Raw genomic sequence first — 19,629 nt, forward strand, 5'->3', positions numbered from 1 at the left:
ATCCGAGTAATGATTGCCGATGACCAAGGGATTGTGAGAGACGGTTTGAACATGATTTTGAGCTTATATGAGGAAATCAATGTGATTGCGGAGGCCGCTAATGGGGAAGAGCTTCTCGCTCTGCTGCAAAGTCAGGTTCCTGACGTGATTCTGATGGATATCCGCATGCCTGTCATGAACGGATTTGATGCAACCAAAATTGTAAAACATCAGTATCCGGGCGTGAAAGTGATTATCCTGACCACCTTTAATGAGGATGAGTATATTTTCAGTGGTCTGAAAAATGGCGCCGATGGCTATATTCTGAAAGATACGAGCTCCAAGGAAATGATTAAAGCTATCCACGCCGCTTATGAAGGCAATCTGCTGCTCCAGCCGGAAATTACAAACCGGATTATCCATGCACTTCATACCACTGACAATACCGCAGTTATGAACACAAGCGAGACTCCGGTTCGAAAGGATCTGACCCCGCTATTGACTCCCAGGGAAATTGAGGTTGCTGAGCAGATCTTGCAGGGGAAAAGCAATAAAGCTATCGGTGATGCATTATTTTTGGCAGAAGGCACCGTTAAAAATTACGTCTCGCATATCCTCGACAAGCTTGAACTGAACAGCCGAGCCGAACTGATATTATATTTGCAAAATAATTAAAAAAATTCACCCTCCTCTCCACCCTGACATAGGGCTGTCAGGGTACCGGGCTTACGATGGAATCGCCCGTCGACGTAATTTAAACAGCAAACCCTACTCAATATGAGTAGGGTTTGTTTGTGTTCTAACCGGGCGTCTTCGTATATTCATCTTAGCCTCATTTTTTCGATGCTTCTGCAGCCTGCTTTACTTTACTTTGATCAATGGGAATTTGGCCTTTCCAGCTGCCTTTTGTTTTGCCAATCCGGTTGATGTCCACGTTCAGGTTCATCGAATCCGGCAGCTTGGTGCCATCGGTCACAAAGGCGAACACGCCATCAGGCAGATCCTTTTCCGCAACACCCGAGTCTACTCTGTTTCCTTTTGCATCTGTCAGATAAAATGGAAGCCCGTCTTCTTGCTCTGTTCCAATAAAGCTCAGCACGCTAAAGCCCTCAACCCCGGACTCCTGGTATGTCGGATTTTCGATTTGCTTGCCATCTTTCTTTCCATCTGAAAGAACATCCAATCCTTTAGTATCAAACTCATAGGGAACCAAGGTACCATCGGCGTTTTCCACGCTGTAATGAACTAAGATTTTTTGACCCCCGGCATATATTTCTTTGAAATGAACCGTAATGCCCTGATCTGTCATTTTTTCATCCATAGGAATGGATATTCCCTCAGACAAATCCTGCTTCACGCCGTCATCCACCAATCCATTGATGTTGGCACTGCTGTTAAAAAAGTAAGATACTCCGCCTGTCGACGCAAATACACCTGTCGGTACTAAAATGGCTGCGGCTATACTTAATACGGCGATTCTTTTTTTCATTGTTCTCGTCTCCTTCTTATGGTGAAATTCGTTAAAAGACCGTCTGACACGCCGATCGACTTCTTCAGGAACGGTCACGTCATCAAAGTGCTTCGTTAGTGATTGTTCAATTTTTCGGTGTTCAAACATATCGGATCATTCTCCTCGTCTTGTTTTGTGTTGAACCCTTTCCGCATTTTCCCGAGTGCCAGATGAAGCCTGGATTTCGCCGTCCCCAGTGGTATTTGCAGCAATTCGGCAATCTGATCATAAGAGTAATCATAGTAATACCTGTAAATGATTACGGTCCTAAGTTTATAGGGCAGCTGGTTAATCGCCTCTTGAATTTCCCGGTGTGATTCGGTCTTCATCAAAGCTTCATCAGGTATCTCTACATGCGGTTCCACACCAAGACGATAGCTTCGCTCATGCAAGCGGAACCTTCTCCATATTTGCCTGCGCCAATTATTGACCTGCCTGATGACGATCCCATTCAACCAGAACTGAAATGGCCGTTTGCGGTCATAGCTTGGCAGTGAACGCCACAGCTGATAATATATTTCGCTGACGATATCGTTAACATCTTCCTTATCGCGAATGAGCAAAGTGACCGTACCATATACTTTCTTTCGAGTCAGTTGATAGATCACTTCCAGTGCTTCTTGATCCCCGGCTATCAGTCGGTCTAACCAGGGTTCCAATGCTTGATCGTTCATTTGAAGGCCTCCTGAAATTGTATACACGATGTATTGGCTCTCTGGAGTGGGATGGTTCACTGATTTCTAAAATATTTTTATGTAAGTCTCTTAAAACTTTTGGTTACGACCTGATTATATAATCTTAGAACAACAAAAAAAGCGCCTCCCCAAGCCGTTGACTTGAGAAAGCGCATATTATTCGTTATCTTTGGATGGGTTCCATACGGTACACACCGGGCTTGCCGGCTTCTTCCTGAATCAACCACCCGAATGAGATCACGGACGCGAGCCGTTCCTTCTGTTCCGGGGTCATTTCTGCGATGACCGCCTCTTGCCCCGGTTCCCGCACGACCTCCGGCTCCAAGCCGTATGCAACCGCGAGCCAGGAGCGAAGGCCGCCGAGCGTATTGTATTTGATGGAATAACCATCTTTGACTGCCGACTCAAAGGTTTCCGGCTCTGCAGAAGCAAATTCGGCCAATGCCTGATAATCAAATTCGTAAATACTTGTATCCACCGGAAGATCCCGTTCATTTATTCTCCGCAGCAGTTCCTCATTGGACCAGCCGTATGCCCGAAGTCCTTCCAGCATTAATGCATCCCACTGCGATAATTTGACGCCTTGATTAGCTCCCATGTTCAAGGTTCCTCCCCTAACTTAATGATCCGCCACAAAATGGCCGGGACTTACTTCCCGCAGTTCAGGCACCGCGCCATCATTCGTTGTGGGCACTTCATATTTAATCGCCAATCTCTCATTTGCCGTGCGCGGATCGGGAATCGGAATGGAAGAGAGAAGCGCCTTCGTATACGGATGCAGCGGATTATCGTACAGCTCATCGCTTTCCGCCACTTCCACCAAGCGTCCTCTGTACATCACTCCGATGCGGTCGGAAATATGGCGTACCATGGACAAATCATGTGCGATGAACAGATACGTCAGACCGAATTCGGCCTGCAAATCCTCCAGCATGTTGACGACCTGTGCCTGTACGGATACGTCGAGCGCGGAAATCGGCTCATCACAGACAACAAAATCAGGACGCACGGATAAGGCCCGTGCAATCGAAATCCGCTGGCGCTGCCCGCCGCTGAATTCATGCGGATAACGGTATAGATGCTCGCGCTTGAGTCCGACCTTTTCCAGTAAGCCGGCGACGAATTCTTTGCGTTCATCCGCCTTCTTATAGATGCCGTGGATATCCATCGGCTCACCGATCAGATCCAGCACGCTCATGCCGGGATTCAATGAGGAATACGGATCCTGAAAGATCGTTTGAATCCGCCGGCGGAAAGGCTTAAGCTGCTTATCTCCGAGCTTGGACAGGTTCTGCCCATCAAAATAGACCTCTCCGTCCGTATAATCATACAAACGGATCAGGCAGCGTCCAACCGTTGATTTGCCGCTTCCGGATTCGCCTACAAGACCAAACGTTTCACCCTTGCGGATCTGAAAGCTGACACCATCGACAGCCTTCAGCACTTCCGGACCTTTCGTGAAATGCTTCTTCAGGTTCCGTACATCGACCATGATATTTCCGCTCATTTGCCTGTTCCTCCCTCCGCCAATGCCTGTTCCAGCGTGCTCTTATCCTGCACAAGCCAGCAAAGGGACCGGTGTCCTTCTCCAAGCTCCGCCATGGGTGGAAGCTCCGCACATTTCTCAAAGGCATACGGGCAGCGTTCTCTGAACGGACAGCCGGCGGGCGGATCAATCAGATCCGGCGGTGAGCCTTCAATAGGTACCAGCCGTTCCCGGTTTGCGCCCACACGCTTCGGTACCGAACGAAGCAGGCCTTGCGTATACGGATGTCCTGTACGATAGAAAATATCCTCAACCGTTCCCTCTTCCATGACCATTCCGCCGTACATGACGACGACGCGGGAGCATACCTGAGCAACGACTCCCAAATCATGCGTGATGAGCAGTACTGCGGTATCGGATTGTTCCTTCAATTGCTTCAGCAAATCAAGAATTTGCGCCTGGATCGTCACGTCGAGCGCTGTTGTCGGTTCATCCGCAATCAGCAGCTCCGGACTGCAGGAAAGTGCCATTGCGATCATGACCCGCTGACGCATGCCTCCGCTGAATTCATGCGGATACTGCTTTACGCGGCGCTCCGGTTCGGAGATGCCCACCTTACGCAGCATTTCTACCGCTTCCTGAATCGCCTCTTTTTTCCCAAGCCCCCGGTGACGGCGGATAACTTCCGCCATTTGAAAACCGATCGTTTTCACCGGATTCAGCGAAGTCATCGGATCCTGGAACACCATGGCGATCCGATTTCCGCGCAGCTTACGCCATTCATTCTCGCTTAGCTCCTGCAGATTCTCCCCCTGGAAAAGAACTTCGCCGTTCGTAATCTTTCCTGGAGGGGCGATCAGACCCATGATCGCTTTTGCCGTCACGCTCTTGCCGCTCCCGGATTCACCAACGATGCCTACCGTTTCGCCTGCGCCTACATGAAAGCTGACGCCGCGTACCGCTTGGTTCTGCCCATCACGGGTTTGGAATGAAACTCTCAGATCATCCACGCTTAGCAGTTGTTTAGTCATCTTCGTTTCTCACTCCTTCACGCCGCCTGGAGCCGGCGGGTTTATCTTTTACCTAGCTTCGGTTCTAGACCGATACGCAGAATATCACCGAGTATATTAAAACAGAGTACCGTCAGGAAGATCAGCAGACCCGGGAACACTGCCATATAAGGCGCTTGAGCAATATAGCCTTGCGCCCCGTTCAGCATGCTGCCCCATGTCGCATCCGGCTGATGCACGCCAAAGCCGAGAAAGCTAAGAGATGATTCCATCATAATCGCCGAAGCGATGTTATTGGTCGCACTAACAATGATAACGGAAAGCAGACCAGGCAATATATGCTTCCAGATGATCCTGAACGAGCTTTGGCCCGAGGCTTTGGCATACAGAACATACTCCCTCTGTTTGAGCGCCATCGTCTCTGCCCGGACTACCCGGGAGATGCTCATCCACATGAGCAGTGAAATAATAATAATAATGTTGCCCACGCTCGGCTTCAAGTACACGCTGAGCAGCAGCAAGATCAGAAAAGACGGAATAGACATGATAATATCCAAAAAGCGCATCAGCAGGCTGTCGATCCATCCGCCGAAATAACCACTAATAATGCCGACTGTTACGCCGATCGCCGTTGCGATAATCATCGATAAGAAACCAACCATCAGCGAGACGCGGCCACCGTACAGCGCTCGTGCAAACGTATCCCGTCCATAATCATCGGTACCGAACCAATGTCCTTGACCTGGCGGCTTCAGCCTCTCCAGAGCGTTAATCTGGTTCGGGTCCTTGGAGGACAAAAATGCAAATATCGCAGCCAGGGTAATCACAAGCAGCAGAATAACGGCGGCGATCCCCAGCTTGTTTCCCTTAAGCTCACGGGCTACATTAACCCATTTACTCCCTTTCATGAGATCACCTCGTTGTTTTAATTCTCGGATCCACGATGCCATACAGGATATCCGCGAGCAAATTCCCCAGGATCAGCAGAACGGAAGAGAATAATGTAATGCCCATAATGACAGGGTAATCCATCCCCCGTACAGCCGTCATACCGAGCGAGCCAATGCCCGGCCAGGAAAATACCGTCTCGGTCACGATTGCCCCGGCGACCAGGTCGCCCATGGACATACCAAGCAAGGTGATCACGGGGAGCAGAACATGCTTAAGGACATGCCGGAACAAAATAATACGCTTGGCCGAGCCAAAGGCATACTGAATTTGTACGTAATCTTCTTTGAGCTGGCTGATCGTACTTGAACGGATATACCTCACGTATACCGTTAAGAAGCCTATGGCTAACACCACGCACGGCAAAAGACCATGCTTGATCACATCGAGCGCAGAATTCGTGCCGATCGTGCGCATCCCCATGCTCGGCAGCCAGTGCATTTTAATGGAGAAAAAGTACATCAGCAATATAGCCAGCCAAAAGAGAGGCAGCGAAATACCAATGTATGCAATCATGTTAACGAGCTTATCCACCCAGCGATTGCGGTTTGCTCCCGCAACCAGGCCCATGGGAATAGCCAAAATGACGGCCAAAGCGATGGCTGATGCCATGAGTCCGGCCGTTGCAGGCAAGCGCTCCACAATTTGTCCCAGCACCGGTTTATGGTTCACAAGCGAGTAGCCGAAATTGCCGGTCAGGCATTCCTTCAGCCAAATAAAATATTGAATGTATGCCGGCTTATCCAAACCGAGGTTATGCCTAATGCGCTCAATGTCCGCCGCATGCATGTTCGGTGTAACAAAAGAACGCACGGGATCTCCGGGCGCCACTTTCACCAAAATGAAGCAGACGATCGACACAAAAAACAGCATAGGCAGAGTTTGCAATAATCTTCTGACGATCAGTCTTCTCATGCTTTTAGTCTCCTAGCTTCGTTCTGATAATACGTTTTTGATCTTTCTAAATACATCAAGTAGAACAGAAACGGCTGCACCCTAAGGCGCAGCTCCGTCTCCACTCACGATAAACTTCGAATATAACCGTTTTATTTCAGGTAAAGTTTAGACAAATCTTCAAAGATAACAACGGGTTTCAGTACAGCTTCATCCAGACCGCCATATTTTTTATCTACAGCAACGATCGTTTTCGTATAAGCGATTGGGTAGATAACCGCATCGGAAGCGATGGTTTCCTGCAGCTTTTTGTAGATCTCTCCACGCTTGGTGGTGTCAGCCTCGCCGGCGCCTTGCTTGAAGAGCTCGTCGACTTCTTTGTTCGAATAGTGATTGTAGTTGGAGTCGCTGCCTGTTGTATACAGAATGCTGTACGCGTCAGGGTCGAAGCCCATGATATATCCGCCTGCTGCCAGCTCATAGTCGCTTGCATTTGGATCAGTAAACTTATCACCAAATGCGGAAGCGTCCATGGATTGAATCTCCACGTTCACCCCAACCTCTTTCAGCTTTTGCTGCACATAGAGGGAGATAGCTTCCTGAGCTTTGTTGCCGCCGGATACGATGAAGCGCAGCTTCATTCCACTTGCACCGTTAGCTTGCAGCAATTCTTTTGCTTTATTCACATCATTATCATACGTCGTCACGTTGTTGTCATGGTATAGGCCGTCAGGTGTAACAAATGATTTGGCCGGATCCGCATAATCAGGTGAAGTATAAGCTACCTGGATCAGTTCTTCACGGTTCAGAGCGTAGGACAATGCTTCTCTGACTTCTTTTTTAGCAAGGAGGCCTGTGTCACTCTTCTCATTAAAGAGCAGGTAAGACAAACGGCCTTCACTATAGTTCTTCATATCAAAATTGCCTGTGGCTTCAATCGTCGCTGCATCTTGCGGATCTACATATTTCATGTTGATTTCGCCGTTTTGCAGTGCCAGGTTCGATGCATTCGCATCCTTGGAAATCCGGTATGTGACCGAATCCAGATGCGGCTTGCCGCCGAAGTAGTTATCGAAGCGATCCAGAGTGACATACTCGCCTGTTTTATATTCCTTGAACTTGAATGGTCCGGAACCTACAGGTGTGTTGTTCTTCGGGCTTTTCTCGATATCCGCTTCATTCTCAAAAATATGCTTCGGAATTGGCGATACCTGCACCAATGTTGCTTCGAATGCCGGGCTTACCTGCGGAAGCTTGAATTCTACCGTAGTATCGTCGACTTTCACCGCTTTAATCGGCTTGCCCCCGATAATGAAGTTACCTCTCAGCATGCTGTTTTGTTTCTCATCCAAAATCTTGTCGATCGTGAACACAACATCATCAGCCGTCAGCTTTTCTCCATCATGCCAAGTCAGGCCGCTCTTGAGCTTCATCGTATACGTTAAGTTATCTGCAGATGGCTCGAGGCTGTCCGCGAGATAGAACGTTTTTTTACCATTATTCACTTGGAAAAGAGGTGCATAAAGTGCTTGGTCAATCGTTAAGCTGACACGGTCGCCTGCGTAGTTCGGGTTCAGGATGACCGGATCGGCCGCTACGCCAATAATCAGATTACCGCCGTCTTTCGGCTGCCCGCTGGATGTCTGCGAAGCATCGGAAGAAGTGTCAGTAGATGAAGCAGAATCCCCAGAACTGCCTCCTGAGCACGCACTGACCAACATCGTCAATAACGCCAAAATTATGACCCCTGAAAAGTATTTACGCATGATGTCTTATCCTCCATCTCTCTATAAAACTGATTTTTATTGTATATCGGATTACTAGGAATTGCAATGACAATCCAAAGTATGCAAGGTTTTGCCAATTTAACATACTCGGATAAAATATCTCGATATAAAATGAAACTACAGCTTATTCTGGTTCTTTAGTTTATTTTATATACTAACTTTAGTTTAGTGGCAAACGCTAAAAATTGCTATAGCTATTTATCGAAATTTGTCGAAATTCGCTGTCGAAATTCACAATAAAAAAGCTCCTGCTTCAGCAAGAGCCCATTCGTTACAATAGAATTTACAGTTTGTTTGCACGGAACGTATCTCCACCCTCGATGGTGCCGGAATCGAAGCCTTTCTTAAACCAGCGCATGCGCTGTTCGGCTGTTCCATGCGTAAAGCTCTCCGGTACGGCGTAACCCTGTGCCTTTTTCTGAATCGTATCGTCACCGACTGCACTGGCTGCGGTCAACGCCTCCTCAAGATCCCCTTGCTCCAGCACATTCATGTCCTGCGCATGATGCGCCCACACCCCGGCGTAATAGTCTGCCTGAAGCTCGGTGCGCACGGAAAGCTGGTTTGCACTCTGGCTGCCTGCTGCTTTTTGGTTGATATCGCCCAATAGGGTCTGTACGTGATGCCCGACCTCATGTGCGACCACATAAGCCATGGCAAAATCGCCAGGTGCCTGGAACTTCTGCCGCAGCTCGTCATAGAAGCTCAGATCAATGTACAGCTTATGATCCCCCGGACAGTAAAAGGGACCCACCGATGAACCCGTGGTGCCGCATGCCGACTGGACACGGTCCATGTACAATACGAGTGTCGGATTTTCATATACCAAACCCTTTTGCTTGAATATATCCGTCCACACATCCTCCGTATCGGCTAGAACCACGGACACAAACTGGGAAAGATCCTTTTCTTCAGCGGTTTCCTGGTATGGCGTACTGGTGTCTGATCCCAAACCCGTAAGGGAATTCAGGATATCACCGCCATTTCCCCCGCCCAGCAGCGTCACAAGCAGCACCAGAATAATTCCGCCGATGCCGCCGCCAATCGCAAGTCCTCCACCTTTTCCCCTGCGGTCCTCCACGTTCGAGCTTGCCCTTCTGCCTCTCCATTGCATCTATAACCCTCTCCTACTCCATTGGAGTTCAAAATGTTCTCTGATGTAAGTTAAATACCCCAATGGCAGGTGGATTGAAGCTTCCGGAAAATAACAAAGGCAAATATCAAAGCTTGCTGCTGATCAAGTCCAATTCATGCCGCACCATTTTCGTCAAATGATTCAGGTAGCTTCCGGTGGTTCTCCGGCCTACGATTCCCAGCCTTCTCACCCCGATCCACAGAGCCCACAGGTCAATCTCCAGCTGATCCTCAGCCGTGAGGGGATGGATTTCCCCATAGCCACCGGCTAATGCCTGATATCCCGTGTAATGCTGTCCATCATGCAGCTTGAAATGCCCAAGGTCATACAGCGGACTGCTCCCCTGGATTTCGCCGAAATCAATCATGCCTGTATACCTTTCGTTCAGCTGAAAAATATGCGAATCATCGAAATCCCCGTGAACCAGCTTTGATTCATGTCTTTTCATGAGTGAGGCACTATTCTTCAAAACGGTTTGAATCCGGGAAGCTTCTGTCTCACGGAGAATCTGTTCGGATAAAAAGCATAGATCTCCCTCCAGAAACTCGTTAAGGTACTCATCTATTGCGCTTTTTTCCGCCCGTAAAACGGTGCTGTCCTCATCCGCTCCCCGAATGATCCAGCCAAAGCCATCCACCGGCACCCGATGCACAAGAGCAATCTGCTTGCCGGCTTCCCCTAAGATATGCTCATATCCTTCATTGGACATCCCTTGTCCGGCCTGCGAGCCGGGAATTTCCCGGACAAGCATGATGGACATTCCAAGCGTCTCGTGTCGATTTTCATAACCTATCACTTCCGGGACTTGCACTCCCTGCTGCCGCAGCAGATGATGTACTTGGACTTCCACCCCGAAGCTCATGCCTTGTTCCGGAAGAATCCGCAAATAAAAAACTTCCTTCCCTGTATCTATACGGTACACATAAGTGGAGACCCCGCTCAGCTCCCTTTCAATCCGAAAATGGGAAGTATGAAGATATGGGTGCGCAAGGCCAGCGGCCGTTTCAATAGTTGGGGCTTCTTTTTTATTCAATGGCAATAGGCTCCTTCATCGCTTGATTTGTCTTTGATTGTATAGGAAAGCCGTCCGCGATTCCCGGGATAGTATATTTATAATGAAAAATTATGACTGCAGATTCATCGGATATGTATCACAAAGAGGAGTGCATGTGTATATGCACTCCTCTTTACTGTTTCCCTTATTCTTTGGTGAATTCAATCGTGCTGCGAACCGTGTCAATCGGACGTACCAGCTTCTCGATCTGTTCACGCTTAGGCTCCAGGAACGGCGGCAGAGACAATAGCTCACCAAGCGTTTCATAAGGCTCATCACCCATAAAGCCCGGACCGTCGGTAGCAAGCTCGAACAGGATTTGCGGAGCCACTCTTGCATACAGCGACTCGAAGAAATGGCGGTTTACGTAGCCGGAGGTTGAGAATCCAAACTGATCCAGGCGCGTAATCCATTGTTCCAGCACCTTGCGATCCTCCACGCGGAACGCCGCATGATGCACAGTGCCAAAGCCCTGCCGGGAAGGAGGCAATACAGCGTTATATTCCACAACGACCTGCGCTCCATTACCGCCTTCACCCACCTCGAACAAGTGATATGAATCCTCCTGCCCGATTTCCTTGAACTCCATGACCTTCTCCAGCATTTCTTTGAAATAATCGAAATTCGCGATCCGTACGAAAATCGGACCCAAACCGGTAATGGCATGCTCCAGCGGGATCGGTCCCTTTTGCCATGGCGTACCGGAAGGAATGCCCTTGTTATGTTCGTCAGAAATAAGCTGGTACTGCTGATCATCGAAGTCAACGAAGGACAGCGTTTTTTTTCCGAACATCTCTTTGATGCCAAAATGCTGCACATTCAAGCGGTCAAAGCGTTGCTCCCAGTATGTGAGCGCCGCATCCGTGGGTACCCGGAACGAGGTCTTGGAAATCTCATTTGTACCATGCACTCCCTTTGGAATTCCGGGGAAGTCGAAGAACGTCATATCCGTTCCCGCGCTGCCTTTATCATCCGCAAAAAATAAGTGGTAGGTCTGAATATCATCCTGATTTACCGTTTTCTTAACCAGGCGCATCCCCAGCACATATGTGAAAAATTGATAGTTCTTCTCCGCGCTGCTTGTTATCGCAGTCACGTGGTGTATACCCTTTAATCCGTTCATCATCATTTCCTCCTCTTATTGTAGGTTTTCCCAAATGAATATTTAAAATCAACAAATCGACGTCGATAACTTCTAATAAAGAATCTTTAATTTAAGATAAATATATCACGATGGTTCTTCTATGTCAACTATCATGCATGAAAACAACCTAAGGTTTCCATGACCTATCCTTATAGTGTAAATTATGAAGTATATCTTTATCGGTCTGACCATCCTGCTACCATGAATTTAAGAGAAGAAGAAAAGGAGATGGATACGGCTTGAGTATGCAAGTGGAAGAACACATGGATATTGAAGAAATGACGCGCAGAGCCAAGAGGGGTGACAATCACACCCAGTGCGCCTTGGGAAGTTATTATATGGACGAAGGCGATTATAAAAGTGCCCTGAACTGGTATAAAAAATCAGCCAAGCAGGGCAATGTCCAAGCCAAAAACGGAGTTGCCGAAGCATACCGCTTACTGGACAAGCCGAAGAAGGCTGAAAAGTGGTACAAGCTTGCCATCAAGGACCATAACACTGCGGCAAAATATAATTTGGGCATCCTATATATACAATCCGGTTCTCGTGAAGCGGGTCTAACACTTATTGAGGAAGCGCTGGACGACAATTACCCTCTTGCTTTTCATACCTATGGGGATCTGCTATATGAAGAAGAACACATCGCTGGTGCCCGGGAATATTATTTAAAAGCCGCAGAGCTCGGTGAGGTGTATGCCTGGAACAGCCTTGGCATGTTGGAGCGAAATGAAGGAAACCCCGAGCAATCCATCATCTACTATAAAAAAGCTTATGATCATCAGGATTTGCAGGCCTCTTATCAAATCGGTTCTCTCTTAATTGAAGCGGGGTATACGAATGAGGCCATTCCGTGGCTTCAAGAGGCCGTAAAGCATGGACATCCTGAGGCCAAGCAGGTATTAATGGATGCCTCAGAGGACAGGCATGAACAGAATCAGGAAAGCAGCAATCCGCTCGAAGATTATAATCTTGGCTCCTTGTATGAAAAGCAAGGCCGGATGAAGGAAGCACTGGAGCACTATACGCTGGCGGCGAATGCAGGTCATGTTGGTGCCCAGTTTACCATCGCCTCCCTGCTTGAAGAAGAGAATCAACCAAAGGAAGCCATCAAGTGGTATACTCTCGCTGCTGAACAAGGAAATGTTGACGCACAATATAATCTGGCTTCTCTGCTGGGTGAACAAGGAGACACCCGAGGAGCATTTGAATGGTTCGGGCAAGCTGCACGAAAGGGAGATTCCATGGCGCAGTATAACTATGCCATCATGCTCCAGCAAATCGGACAAATTGAGGAAGCGCTGGATATGTACAAGGCCGCTGCAAGACAAGGGCTCGAAGTCAGTCAGCGGTTCTTGGAGAAAAACGGCGTGGAATGGTAGTTCAATGCTACCGGGCAATCCATGTATAATTCGGAATCTATTTGAGCTTGAACAGGCCATCCCGTTATGGGATGGCCTGTATTTGTGACTTTGAATGGATAGATTGTGCTTTCTTAGCTGTCTTAACCCGGTTGGCTTACCTTCATGTTCTCTTTCTCAGCCCTGCGTGCAAACCATGTGGCCAGCAGAGAGCCGGAAATATTATGCCATACACTGAAGATCGCACTGGGAACGGCCGCGACCGGATTAAAATGAGCTGCTGCGAGCGCAGCTCCGAGTCCGGAGTTCTGCATTCCTGTTTCGAAAAGGATCGCCTTTCGTTTACCCAGATTCATCCGGAACAGCTTGGCAAATAAGTATCCCAGGGCGTAACCGAGAATGTTATGCAAGATAACGACGGCAAAGATCAGCATGCCGCTCTCGATAATTTTGGCTTTGCTGCCGCCGACCACAATTGCCACGATGAGGACAATCGCCAGCGTAGATACGAGCGGAAGCGCCTGAATGCTGGCTTCTGCTTGCTTTTTAAACAGCGTCTTAACGATAACTCCTAAGATTATAGGAACAATAACGACCATCAGAATGTCTTTAATAAGCGCTCCCCCATCAATGGGCATCCAGCGTCCCGCAAGCAGACTGATCAGAGCTGGTGTGGCCAGTGGAGCGATTATCGTGGAAACGGAAGCAATAGAAACGCCAAGCGCAACATCACCTTTGGCAAGCAGTGTCATGACGTTCGAGGAGGTGCCGCTTGGACAGCAACCAACGAGAATGACACCTACAGCGATATCGGGCGGCAGATTCAGCACAAGTGCCAGTACATAAGCGAGCAGCGGCATAATCACAAAATGGCCGACAACGCCAATCAACACTTCCAAGGGGCGACGGAAAACTTCGCGAAAGTCAGCCGAAGATAGTGTAAGTCCCATTCCGAACATAACAATGCCAAGGAAAAGAGAAATGTATCCCTTTAAATGGCTAAAGACCCCGGGTAAAAAAAATCCCAAACAAGCAAATAGAATGACCCAAAGAGAAAATGTTCCTCCTACAAAACGGCTTACTTTTGCAACGGTGTTCATCGCATCAAACCTCACTTCCCATGTAAACATCTACGTAATAATTAGGGATTATTCTACGCCTATCCACAATTCTAAGGCAATGGGAAAATATTACTGAAATCTGCGCCGGATTATAATTGCCGGTACGAGCAGGCATTCTGCCTGATGTGCTGCATAACAAATAAAGAGGAGGCTCAGCGCCCCCCCTTCGTTATTTTAGCCAATGTTATTCCTTCGGTTCACCCGCAGCTTCCCATCTGGCGATTTCCTCGCGCACCATGGGTGCGGCCTCGGTTCCAAGCAGCTCGATGGCTTTCATCACATCCTGATGCGGCATGGTCCCCACGGGTACATGGAGCATAAAGCGCGTGATACCTACGTTTTTGCGGAGATGAATAATCTTCTTGGCAACCGTCTCCGGATCACCTACATAAAGTGCACCTTCAAAACTCCGCGCGAAGTCGAAGCTCGAACGGTCATAAGGCCCCCAGCCCCGCTCCTTGCCGAGCACATTCATGCTGGCCTGAGTGGATGGAAAGAACTTATCTGCCGCAAGCTCTGTTTCTTCAGCAATAAAGCCATGGGAATGAGATGCTACAGGCAGCTTCGATATGTCATGGCCCGCATGAGCAGCCGCTCGCTTATAGAGCTCGACAAGAGGCGCAAACTGCGTGGGTCTTCCTCCAATAATCGCCAGCACCAGCGGTAGCCCCAAGAGACCCGCACGGATGACGGATTCCTGGTTGCCTCCGCTTCCAATCCATACCGGCAATGGATCCTGAACCGGCCGCGGATATACGCCCAGATTGTTAATCGCCGGCCGGTGACCGCCTTTCCAGGTGACCTTCTCGGACTCCCGGATTTTGAGCAGCAGTTCGAGCTTCTCGTCAAACAGCTCATCATAATCGTTCAGATCATAGCCAAACAGCGGGAAGGATTCAACGAAGGAGCCGCGGCCTGCCATGATTTCCGCTCGTCCATTCGAGATACCGTCAAGTGTGGCAAAATCCTGAAATACGCGCACCGGATCTGCAGACGAAAGCACCGTTACTGCGCTGGTCAGACGAATACGTTTCGTCTGCGGCGCTGCTGCTGCGAGCACCATCGCTGGAGAAGAGGCCGCATAATCCTTTCGGTGATGCTCGCCTACACCAAATACATCCAATCCCACCTGATCTGCAAGGATGATTTCCTCCACAACATCACGCAGACGTTGTGCATGGCTTATCACCTCACCGGTATGAGCATCCGGCGTTGTTTCAACAAATGTACTAATTCCGATCTCCATGAGCAGTCCCTCCTATATCAACACGTTTTAATAAGCTACCTTTAATAAGCATGTAAGTTTTAATGATTGATATCTTTATATTGAACTATTAGTCCGTGAATTTCAAGTTGAATTGAAGTCCGGGAGGGGAGGCACTACTTCTGACAAGAAATGGCCGGAAACATATTCATGCTCCCGGCTGGATTCGCGATTAGCTGCATTTCCCAGTAAAGGTCAGAGCTGTTATCGCTGCGCTGATGAACCTCTGCGGCAAATGAGTTAACACCTTCATGTAGGACTCCCCTCAGAGCTTGGGTCAAGTCGGCCGTTTCCGTGACAGGTTCCTCTACAGTCGCGCTACTAAGCGTCTGATCATTCGCTTCGCCTTCCGGCATGTTATAACGGTATACCTCTTGTCCGTTAACATATAGAATTACCCCGTCATCCATCCCGAAGGTCCCTATGATTTTGGTGTAATCGGCCAGGCCGGAGACATAGATGGCTGTCCGGAAATAAGATGTCCGATGCTTCATGCTGCCGTTTGCTCCGTAGCTGATTGTCTTTCTGATGCCGCCAAACAAGGAGGTTGTTTTTGATACCGGATAACCAAGAGGGGCCATACCTACACTCCATGTCGAATCGTTAAATTCCGTCGTCCGCCATGCCGTTCCCTGATCGGAGCCATTATCGAGATATCTCCAGGTGGAGTTTGGATGCAGAAGTTGAATGTTGGTTAATTCCGAGCTGGTCAAACTGTGATTATGAACCTCTGCCGAAGTTCCTCCCGGTGAAAAATCAGCATCCGCTTGAATGCTCGATCCGGGAAAAGCCGTAGCAAAAGCAAAGAGTATCGTCATCAGAACCGCGGACCATTTCGCCTTGCTCTGTTCATGCATTCCATACACCTCACAAATAGGATTTGGTTCATTTATCCTATCAGTGAAGCATTTCGGTTATATCAGCTCAATGTTATCAGATCATTAAAAAATCCCCCTGTTCCAAATCGGAAATAGCCGCCGAACACTGGTTACCATCATTTGGCACCAAAACCAATGATGCCAGCCATCGTCCAATATATAGAATGAACAAATCTAACAGCAAGGTGATGAACAGATGACAAAAAGTAAAACCGCTCTTCTTTTTCTACTAACCGCTTCCCTGTTATATTCGGTCCCCACTCATGCAGAAACGGCAACTCAAGCTCAAGGGGCTGTCAAACCGGTCACCATTTATTTGGATGGACACCCGTTTCAACCTGAAGTAGCGCCGCTCAATGTAGATGGAACGGTACTTGTTCCGATGCGCGGAGTATTTGAAGAAGAGGGTGCCAAGCTAACCTGGAATAACACAAGTAAAACCGTTACGGCAACCAAAGGAAATACAACGTTAACCTATCGCATTGGCGAGCATACGGCTTCTCTCAATGGACAAGCGCTCTCGGTGGATGTTCCCGGTCAAATTGCAAATGGGTACACCTTAATCCCGCTGCGCTTTGTCAGCGAAGCCTTGGGCAGCAGCGTGAAGTGGGATCAGACCACCAAGACCGTCCGCATCACCTCAACAGTCAACTATGAAACATCCATTCTGTGGGGTGTCAATCTGCGGAGTTTACCGGATGCCGGAAAAGGCTCCTCCCTGGAGATGCTGGCTGCAGGCGCTAAGGTCCATGTCACCCGGGAAGTTAATGCTACTTGGCTCGAAGTGCGAACCCAGGATAACCAGACCGGATACATATCGGCCAAACCGAAATATACCGATTATTCAAGCCCTTCTCTTGTTGACCAGCAGGGCGATGCACTGATTGCTTACGGCAAAAAGTATCTGGGCACGCCGTACGTGTTCGGAGCTTCCCCAGACCAAACAGATACCTTTGACTGCTCCTCCTTTGTGAAGCGTGTGTTCCAGGATACACTGTCGATCGATCTTCCGCGGGTATCCTATGATCAGGCCAAGGCAGGCAAGGAAGTCAGCATGAACGAGCTGCGTAAAGGCGATCTGCTGTTCTTCAGCGCTCGAAATCTGGATATTGGGCATGTTGCCATTTATGCGGGGAACAATCAGATTTTGCACACGTATTCCAAAGAGCTTGGCGTTCATGTGGAAACCTTTGACGGACAATGGAAAAAGCGGTTCGTCACCGCGCGCCGGGTTTTTTAGAAGACAATGATTCCCATTTCTAAAAATAGATGCCTGATTTTCGTCCGCATGAATAAAAGGGAGAGGATATAATAAGGACAATATCCGAGGTTAGGAAGTGTAAGCATGGCGACAGCCACACGTAACGAGGAATACTACAAAGCCCTATTGGAAAAACGGACGGAATATGAAGGCGTATTTTATGTAGGGGTCAAGACAACCGGCGTATTCTGCCGCCCGACTTGTCCGGCCCGGAAGCCAAAGTTTGAAAATTGCGAATTTTTTGACAATGCCCAGCAGGCGCTTTTGGCTTCCTACCGCCCATGTCAACGCTGTCGGCCGCTATCGCATCCGAATCAGGTCTCTGACATGGTCCGTCTGCTTGTCGAGGCAGTTGAGGATAATCCCGAAAAGCGGTGGAAGGAAGAAGACTTCAAGAAGCTCTCGGTGGATGAATCCACGGCGCGGCGCCAATTCAAAAAACGTTTCGGCATGACCTTTGTAGAATATGCCCGTGCCCGCCGCATGGGGCTTGCGATGAAGAACATCCGCTCCGGACAAACGGTCCTGGATGCGCAGCTCTCAACGGGTTACGAATCCAGCAGCGGCTTCAGGGACGCCTTTTCCCGCATCATGGGTGCCGCCCCGTCTTTGCTCGAGGATGGCAAGGTACTAAAAGCCTCCTGGATCGATACGCGGCTTGGCCCCATGATGGCTATTGGGGATGACGAAGCCGTGTATCTGCTGGAGTTTGTAGACCGCCGGGGTCTCGAGCGCGAAGTGGAACGGTTACGGCAAAGAACGAAATCAGCGATTATCCCGGGCACCACGGGGCCGATCCGCTCGATTGAGCAAGAGCTCACCCAATACTTTGACGGAACGCGGAGCCAATTCACAACGCCGCTGCATCTACTGGGATCACCTTTTCAAAAAAGCGTGTGGGAGCAGCTCATGAAAATACCTCCGGGAGAGACACGGTCCTATGCCGAGATCGCTATTTCGCTCGGTAAGCCCACCGCCTATAGGGCTGTGGCCCAGGCCAATGGCGCGAATCAGCTTGCGCTGGTCATCCCCTGCCACCGTGTAATTAATTCAAGCGGAGATTTGGGAGGTTACGGCGGCGGCCTGACACGTAAAAACTGGCTGCTGCAGCATGAAAAATCCTTTATATCCGAGTAACATGCAAAATAACAAATCACCCCTTGAAGAAAAAGGCTATCCCTATGGCGCTGATTGTGACTGCCATCGGGATAGCCCTTTTTCATATCTGTACATGCTGCCTACAGATTCAAATGAAGCTTTCGGGTATTGAGCATCCCTTCAAGGCCTGTCGGATCAATCTCTGCCTTGAAGCGGACAAAGGTTTCCGCAGACTCGGAGGTCCGCTGGCGCAGCGGCTTCGTATCCATCTGTAACAGATCCCACACGACCTCGGCAACGGATTCTGCCGTTTGCGGTACGGATGTCCGCTTGCTGAACGCATCGAGGTAGCTCGTTAGAATCGGTTTGTATTCATCATCCAAAATACCACCTGTCCGGTTCAATTGATCCATGACGGTATCCGTAAAATTCGTCGCTATCGCACCTGGCTCAAGCAGCGTAATATCGATGTTGAATGCCGGCTTATAATATGTCGCAAGACTCTCAAGCAAACCCTCTATGGCAAATTTGCTGGCGCAGTAAATCTCGTTAAACGGCTGCCCGACCAGACCGCCAACGCTGGATGTAGCAATGATATAAGCGTTATCTGACTTGCGCAGGAGAGGCAAGGCTCCGCGTATGCTGTGCATGACACCATGCACGTTCGTATCAAACACACGCTGAATATCAGCAGGATCAGCTTGACCCAAAGCCCTTAGGTATCCAAAGCCCGCGTTGCAAAACAGGACATCCAGCTTCCCCTGCTCATGACCGATTCGATCAAACACATGCTGCAGCGAGGAGGGGTCTGTGACTTCCATTTCAACAAAATGGAGGTTGTTTATTCCTGCATATTGTTCCTGATCCCGGTCAACATGCCGTGTCCCGACATATACAATCCATCCCTTATCGGCCAGCATTAGAGCTGTGGCTAATCCGATCCCTGACGAGGCACCTGTTATAGCGATAGTCCGGCTCATCCATCAACACCCCTTCTTTATCATTCA

19 protein-coding genes are annotated in these 19,629 nt (G+C 49.0%); 4 read left to right on the plus strand and 15 right to left on the minus strand.

Translation table 11 applies throughout. From position 1 onward, the window contains the following. Window positions 1–654, plus strand: a complete 654-nt coding sequence (locus E6W40_RS19985; protein ID WP_211147071.1) for a response regulator transcription factor — start codon at window positions 1–3, stop codon at window positions 652–654. A 157-nt stretch (window positions 655–811) separates the two neighbouring features. Here the strand turns inward: E6W40_RS19985 and E6W40_RS19990 are convergent, their stop codons facing one another. From E6W40_RS19990 to E6W40_RS20040, 11 genes are all read right to left on the minus strand, one after another. Then, on the minus strand, window positions 812–1,597 hold the full coding sequence (locus E6W40_RS19990) for a DUF4179 domain-containing protein (protein WP_136607383.1): 786 nt from the start codon (window positions 1,595–1,597) through the stop codon (window positions 812–814). Beyond that, window positions 1,564–2,163, minus strand: coding sequence for a sigma-70 family RNA polymerase sigma factor (locus tag E6W40_RS19995; RefSeq protein WP_136607384.1), 600 nt, complete (start codon window positions 2,161–2,163; stop codon window positions 1,564–1,566). The genes E6W40_RS19990 and E6W40_RS19995 overlap by 34 nt, the downstream gene beginning before the upstream one ends. 184 nt (window positions 2,164–2,347) lie before the next feature. Beyond that, the gene (locus E6W40_RS20000) at window positions 2,348–2,782 is read right to left on the minus strand and encodes a hypothetical protein (protein ID WP_136607385.1); all 435 of its coding nucleotides are present in this window, start codon (window positions 2,780–2,782) and stop codon (window positions 2,348–2,350) included. 21 nt (window positions 2,783–2,803) lie between these two features. Next, window positions 2,804–3,691 carry an ABC transporter ATP-binding protein gene (locus E6W40_RS20005; RefSeq protein ID WP_136607386.1) on the minus strand — a complete coding sequence of 296 codons (888 nt, stop codon included), beginning with the start codon at window positions 3,689–3,691 and terminating at the stop codon, window positions 2,804–2,806. Next, entirely contained in the window at window positions 3,688–4,701 is a 1,014-nt protein-coding gene (locus E6W40_RS20010; protein WP_136607387.1) for an ABC transporter ATP-binding protein, read from the minus strand. The genes E6W40_RS20005 and E6W40_RS20010 overlap by 4 nt, the downstream gene beginning before the upstream one ends. 41 nt (window positions 4,702–4,742) lie before the next feature. Beyond that, complete coding sequence (locus tag E6W40_RS20015; protein ID WP_136607388.1) at window positions 4,743–5,588, minus strand: ABC transporter permease; 846 nt, start codon at window positions 5,586–5,588, stop codon at window positions 4,743–4,745. Between the two features lie 4 nt (window positions 5,589–5,592). Further along, window positions 5,593–6,543 carry an ABC transporter permease gene (locus E6W40_RS20020; RefSeq protein WP_136607389.1) on the minus strand — a complete coding sequence of 317 codons (951 nt, stop codon included), beginning with the start codon at window positions 6,541–6,543 and terminating at the stop codon, window positions 5,593–5,595. Window positions 6,544–6,674: 131 nt separating this feature from the next. Continuing rightward, window positions 6,675–8,288, minus strand: a complete 1,614-nt coding sequence (locus E6W40_RS20025) for an ABC transporter substrate-binding protein (RefSeq protein ID WP_136607390.1) — start codon at window positions 8,286–8,288, stop codon at window positions 6,675–6,677. 304 nt (window positions 8,289–8,592) lie between these two features. After that, window positions 8,593–9,423 (minus strand): KPN_02809 family neutral zinc metallopeptidase, encoded by an 831-nt coding sequence (gene ypfJ, locus E6W40_RS20030; RefSeq protein WP_136607391.1) that lies wholly within the window; start codon window positions 9,421–9,423, stop codon window positions 8,593–8,595. A 106-nt stretch (window positions 9,424–9,529) separates the two neighbouring features. Further along, the gene (locus E6W40_RS20035; protein ID WP_168928994.1) at window positions 9,530–10,477 is read right to left on the minus strand and encodes an aminoglycoside phosphotransferase family protein; all 948 of its coding nucleotides are present in this window, start codon (window positions 10,475–10,477) and stop codon (window positions 9,530–9,532) included. A gap of 166 nt (window positions 10,478–10,643) precedes the next feature. Next, on the minus strand, window positions 10,644–11,621 hold the full coding sequence (locus E6W40_RS20040) for a ring-cleaving dioxygenase (protein WP_136607393.1): 978 nt from the start codon (window positions 11,619–11,621) through the stop codon (window positions 10,644–10,646). A gap of 266 nt (window positions 11,622–11,887) precedes the next feature. On the opposite strand from E6W40_RS20040, the gene E6W40_RS20045 reads away from it, so the two are divergent. Further along, window positions 11,888–13,021: a tetratricopeptide repeat protein gene (locus E6W40_RS20045; RefSeq protein ID WP_246073167.1), complete on the plus strand. Its 1,134-nt coding sequence runs from the start codon at window positions 11,888–11,890 to the stop codon at window positions 13,019–13,021. A 122-nt stretch (window positions 13,022–13,143) separates the two neighbouring features. Here E6W40_RS20045 and E6W40_RS20050 read toward each other — a convergent pair whose 3' ends face one another. From E6W40_RS20050 to E6W40_RS20060, 3 genes are all read right to left on the minus strand, one after another. Then, window positions 13,144–14,100 (minus strand): bile acid:sodium symporter family protein, encoded by a 957-nt coding sequence (locus E6W40_RS20050; protein ID WP_136608164.1) that lies wholly within the window; start codon window positions 14,098–14,100, stop codon window positions 13,144–13,146. A 205-nt stretch (window positions 14,101–14,305) separates the two neighbouring features. Then, window positions 14,306–15,367, minus strand: a complete 1,062-nt coding sequence (locus E6W40_RS20055) for an LLM class flavin-dependent oxidoreductase (RefSeq protein ID WP_136607395.1) — start codon at window positions 15,365–15,367, stop codon at window positions 14,306–14,308. A 134-nt stretch (window positions 15,368–15,501) separates the two neighbouring features. Next, entirely contained in the window at window positions 15,502–16,242 is a 741-nt protein-coding gene (locus E6W40_RS20060; RefSeq protein ID WP_136607396.1) for a hypothetical protein, read from the minus strand. Window positions 16,243–16,459: 217 nt separating this feature from the next. On the opposite strand from E6W40_RS20060, the gene E6W40_RS20065 reads away from it, so the two are divergent. Together E6W40_RS20065 and E6W40_RS20070 are read left to right on the plus strand one after the other, a co-directional pair. Beyond that, on the plus strand, window positions 16,460–17,503 hold the full coding sequence (locus tag E6W40_RS20065) for a C40 family peptidase (RefSeq protein ID WP_136607397.1): 1,044 nt from the start codon (window positions 16,460–16,462) through the stop codon (window positions 17,501–17,503). Between the two features lie 105 nt (window positions 17,504–17,608). Further along, window positions 17,609–18,661: a bifunctional transcriptional activator/DNA repair enzyme AdaA gene (locus tag E6W40_RS20070; RefSeq protein ID WP_136607398.1), complete on the plus strand. Its 1,053-nt coding sequence runs from the start codon at window positions 17,609–17,611 to the stop codon at window positions 18,659–18,661. A gap of 101 nt (window positions 18,662–18,762) precedes the next feature. Here the strand turns inward: E6W40_RS20070 and E6W40_RS20075 are convergent, their stop codons facing one another. Further along, a complete protein-coding gene (locus E6W40_RS20075) occupies window positions 18,763–19,602 on the minus strand; it encodes an SDR family oxidoreductase (RefSeq protein WP_136607399.1) in 840 nt (279 codons plus the stop codon). Window positions 19,603–19,629 lie beyond the last annotated feature (27 nt).

Origin of the sequence: Paenibacillus dokdonensis (genome assembly GCF_004916975.1) — a bacterium.
Classification (GTDB): Bacteria; Bacillota; Bacilli; order Paenibacillales; family Paenibacillaceae; genus Paenibacillus_AQ; species Paenibacillus_AQ dokdonensis.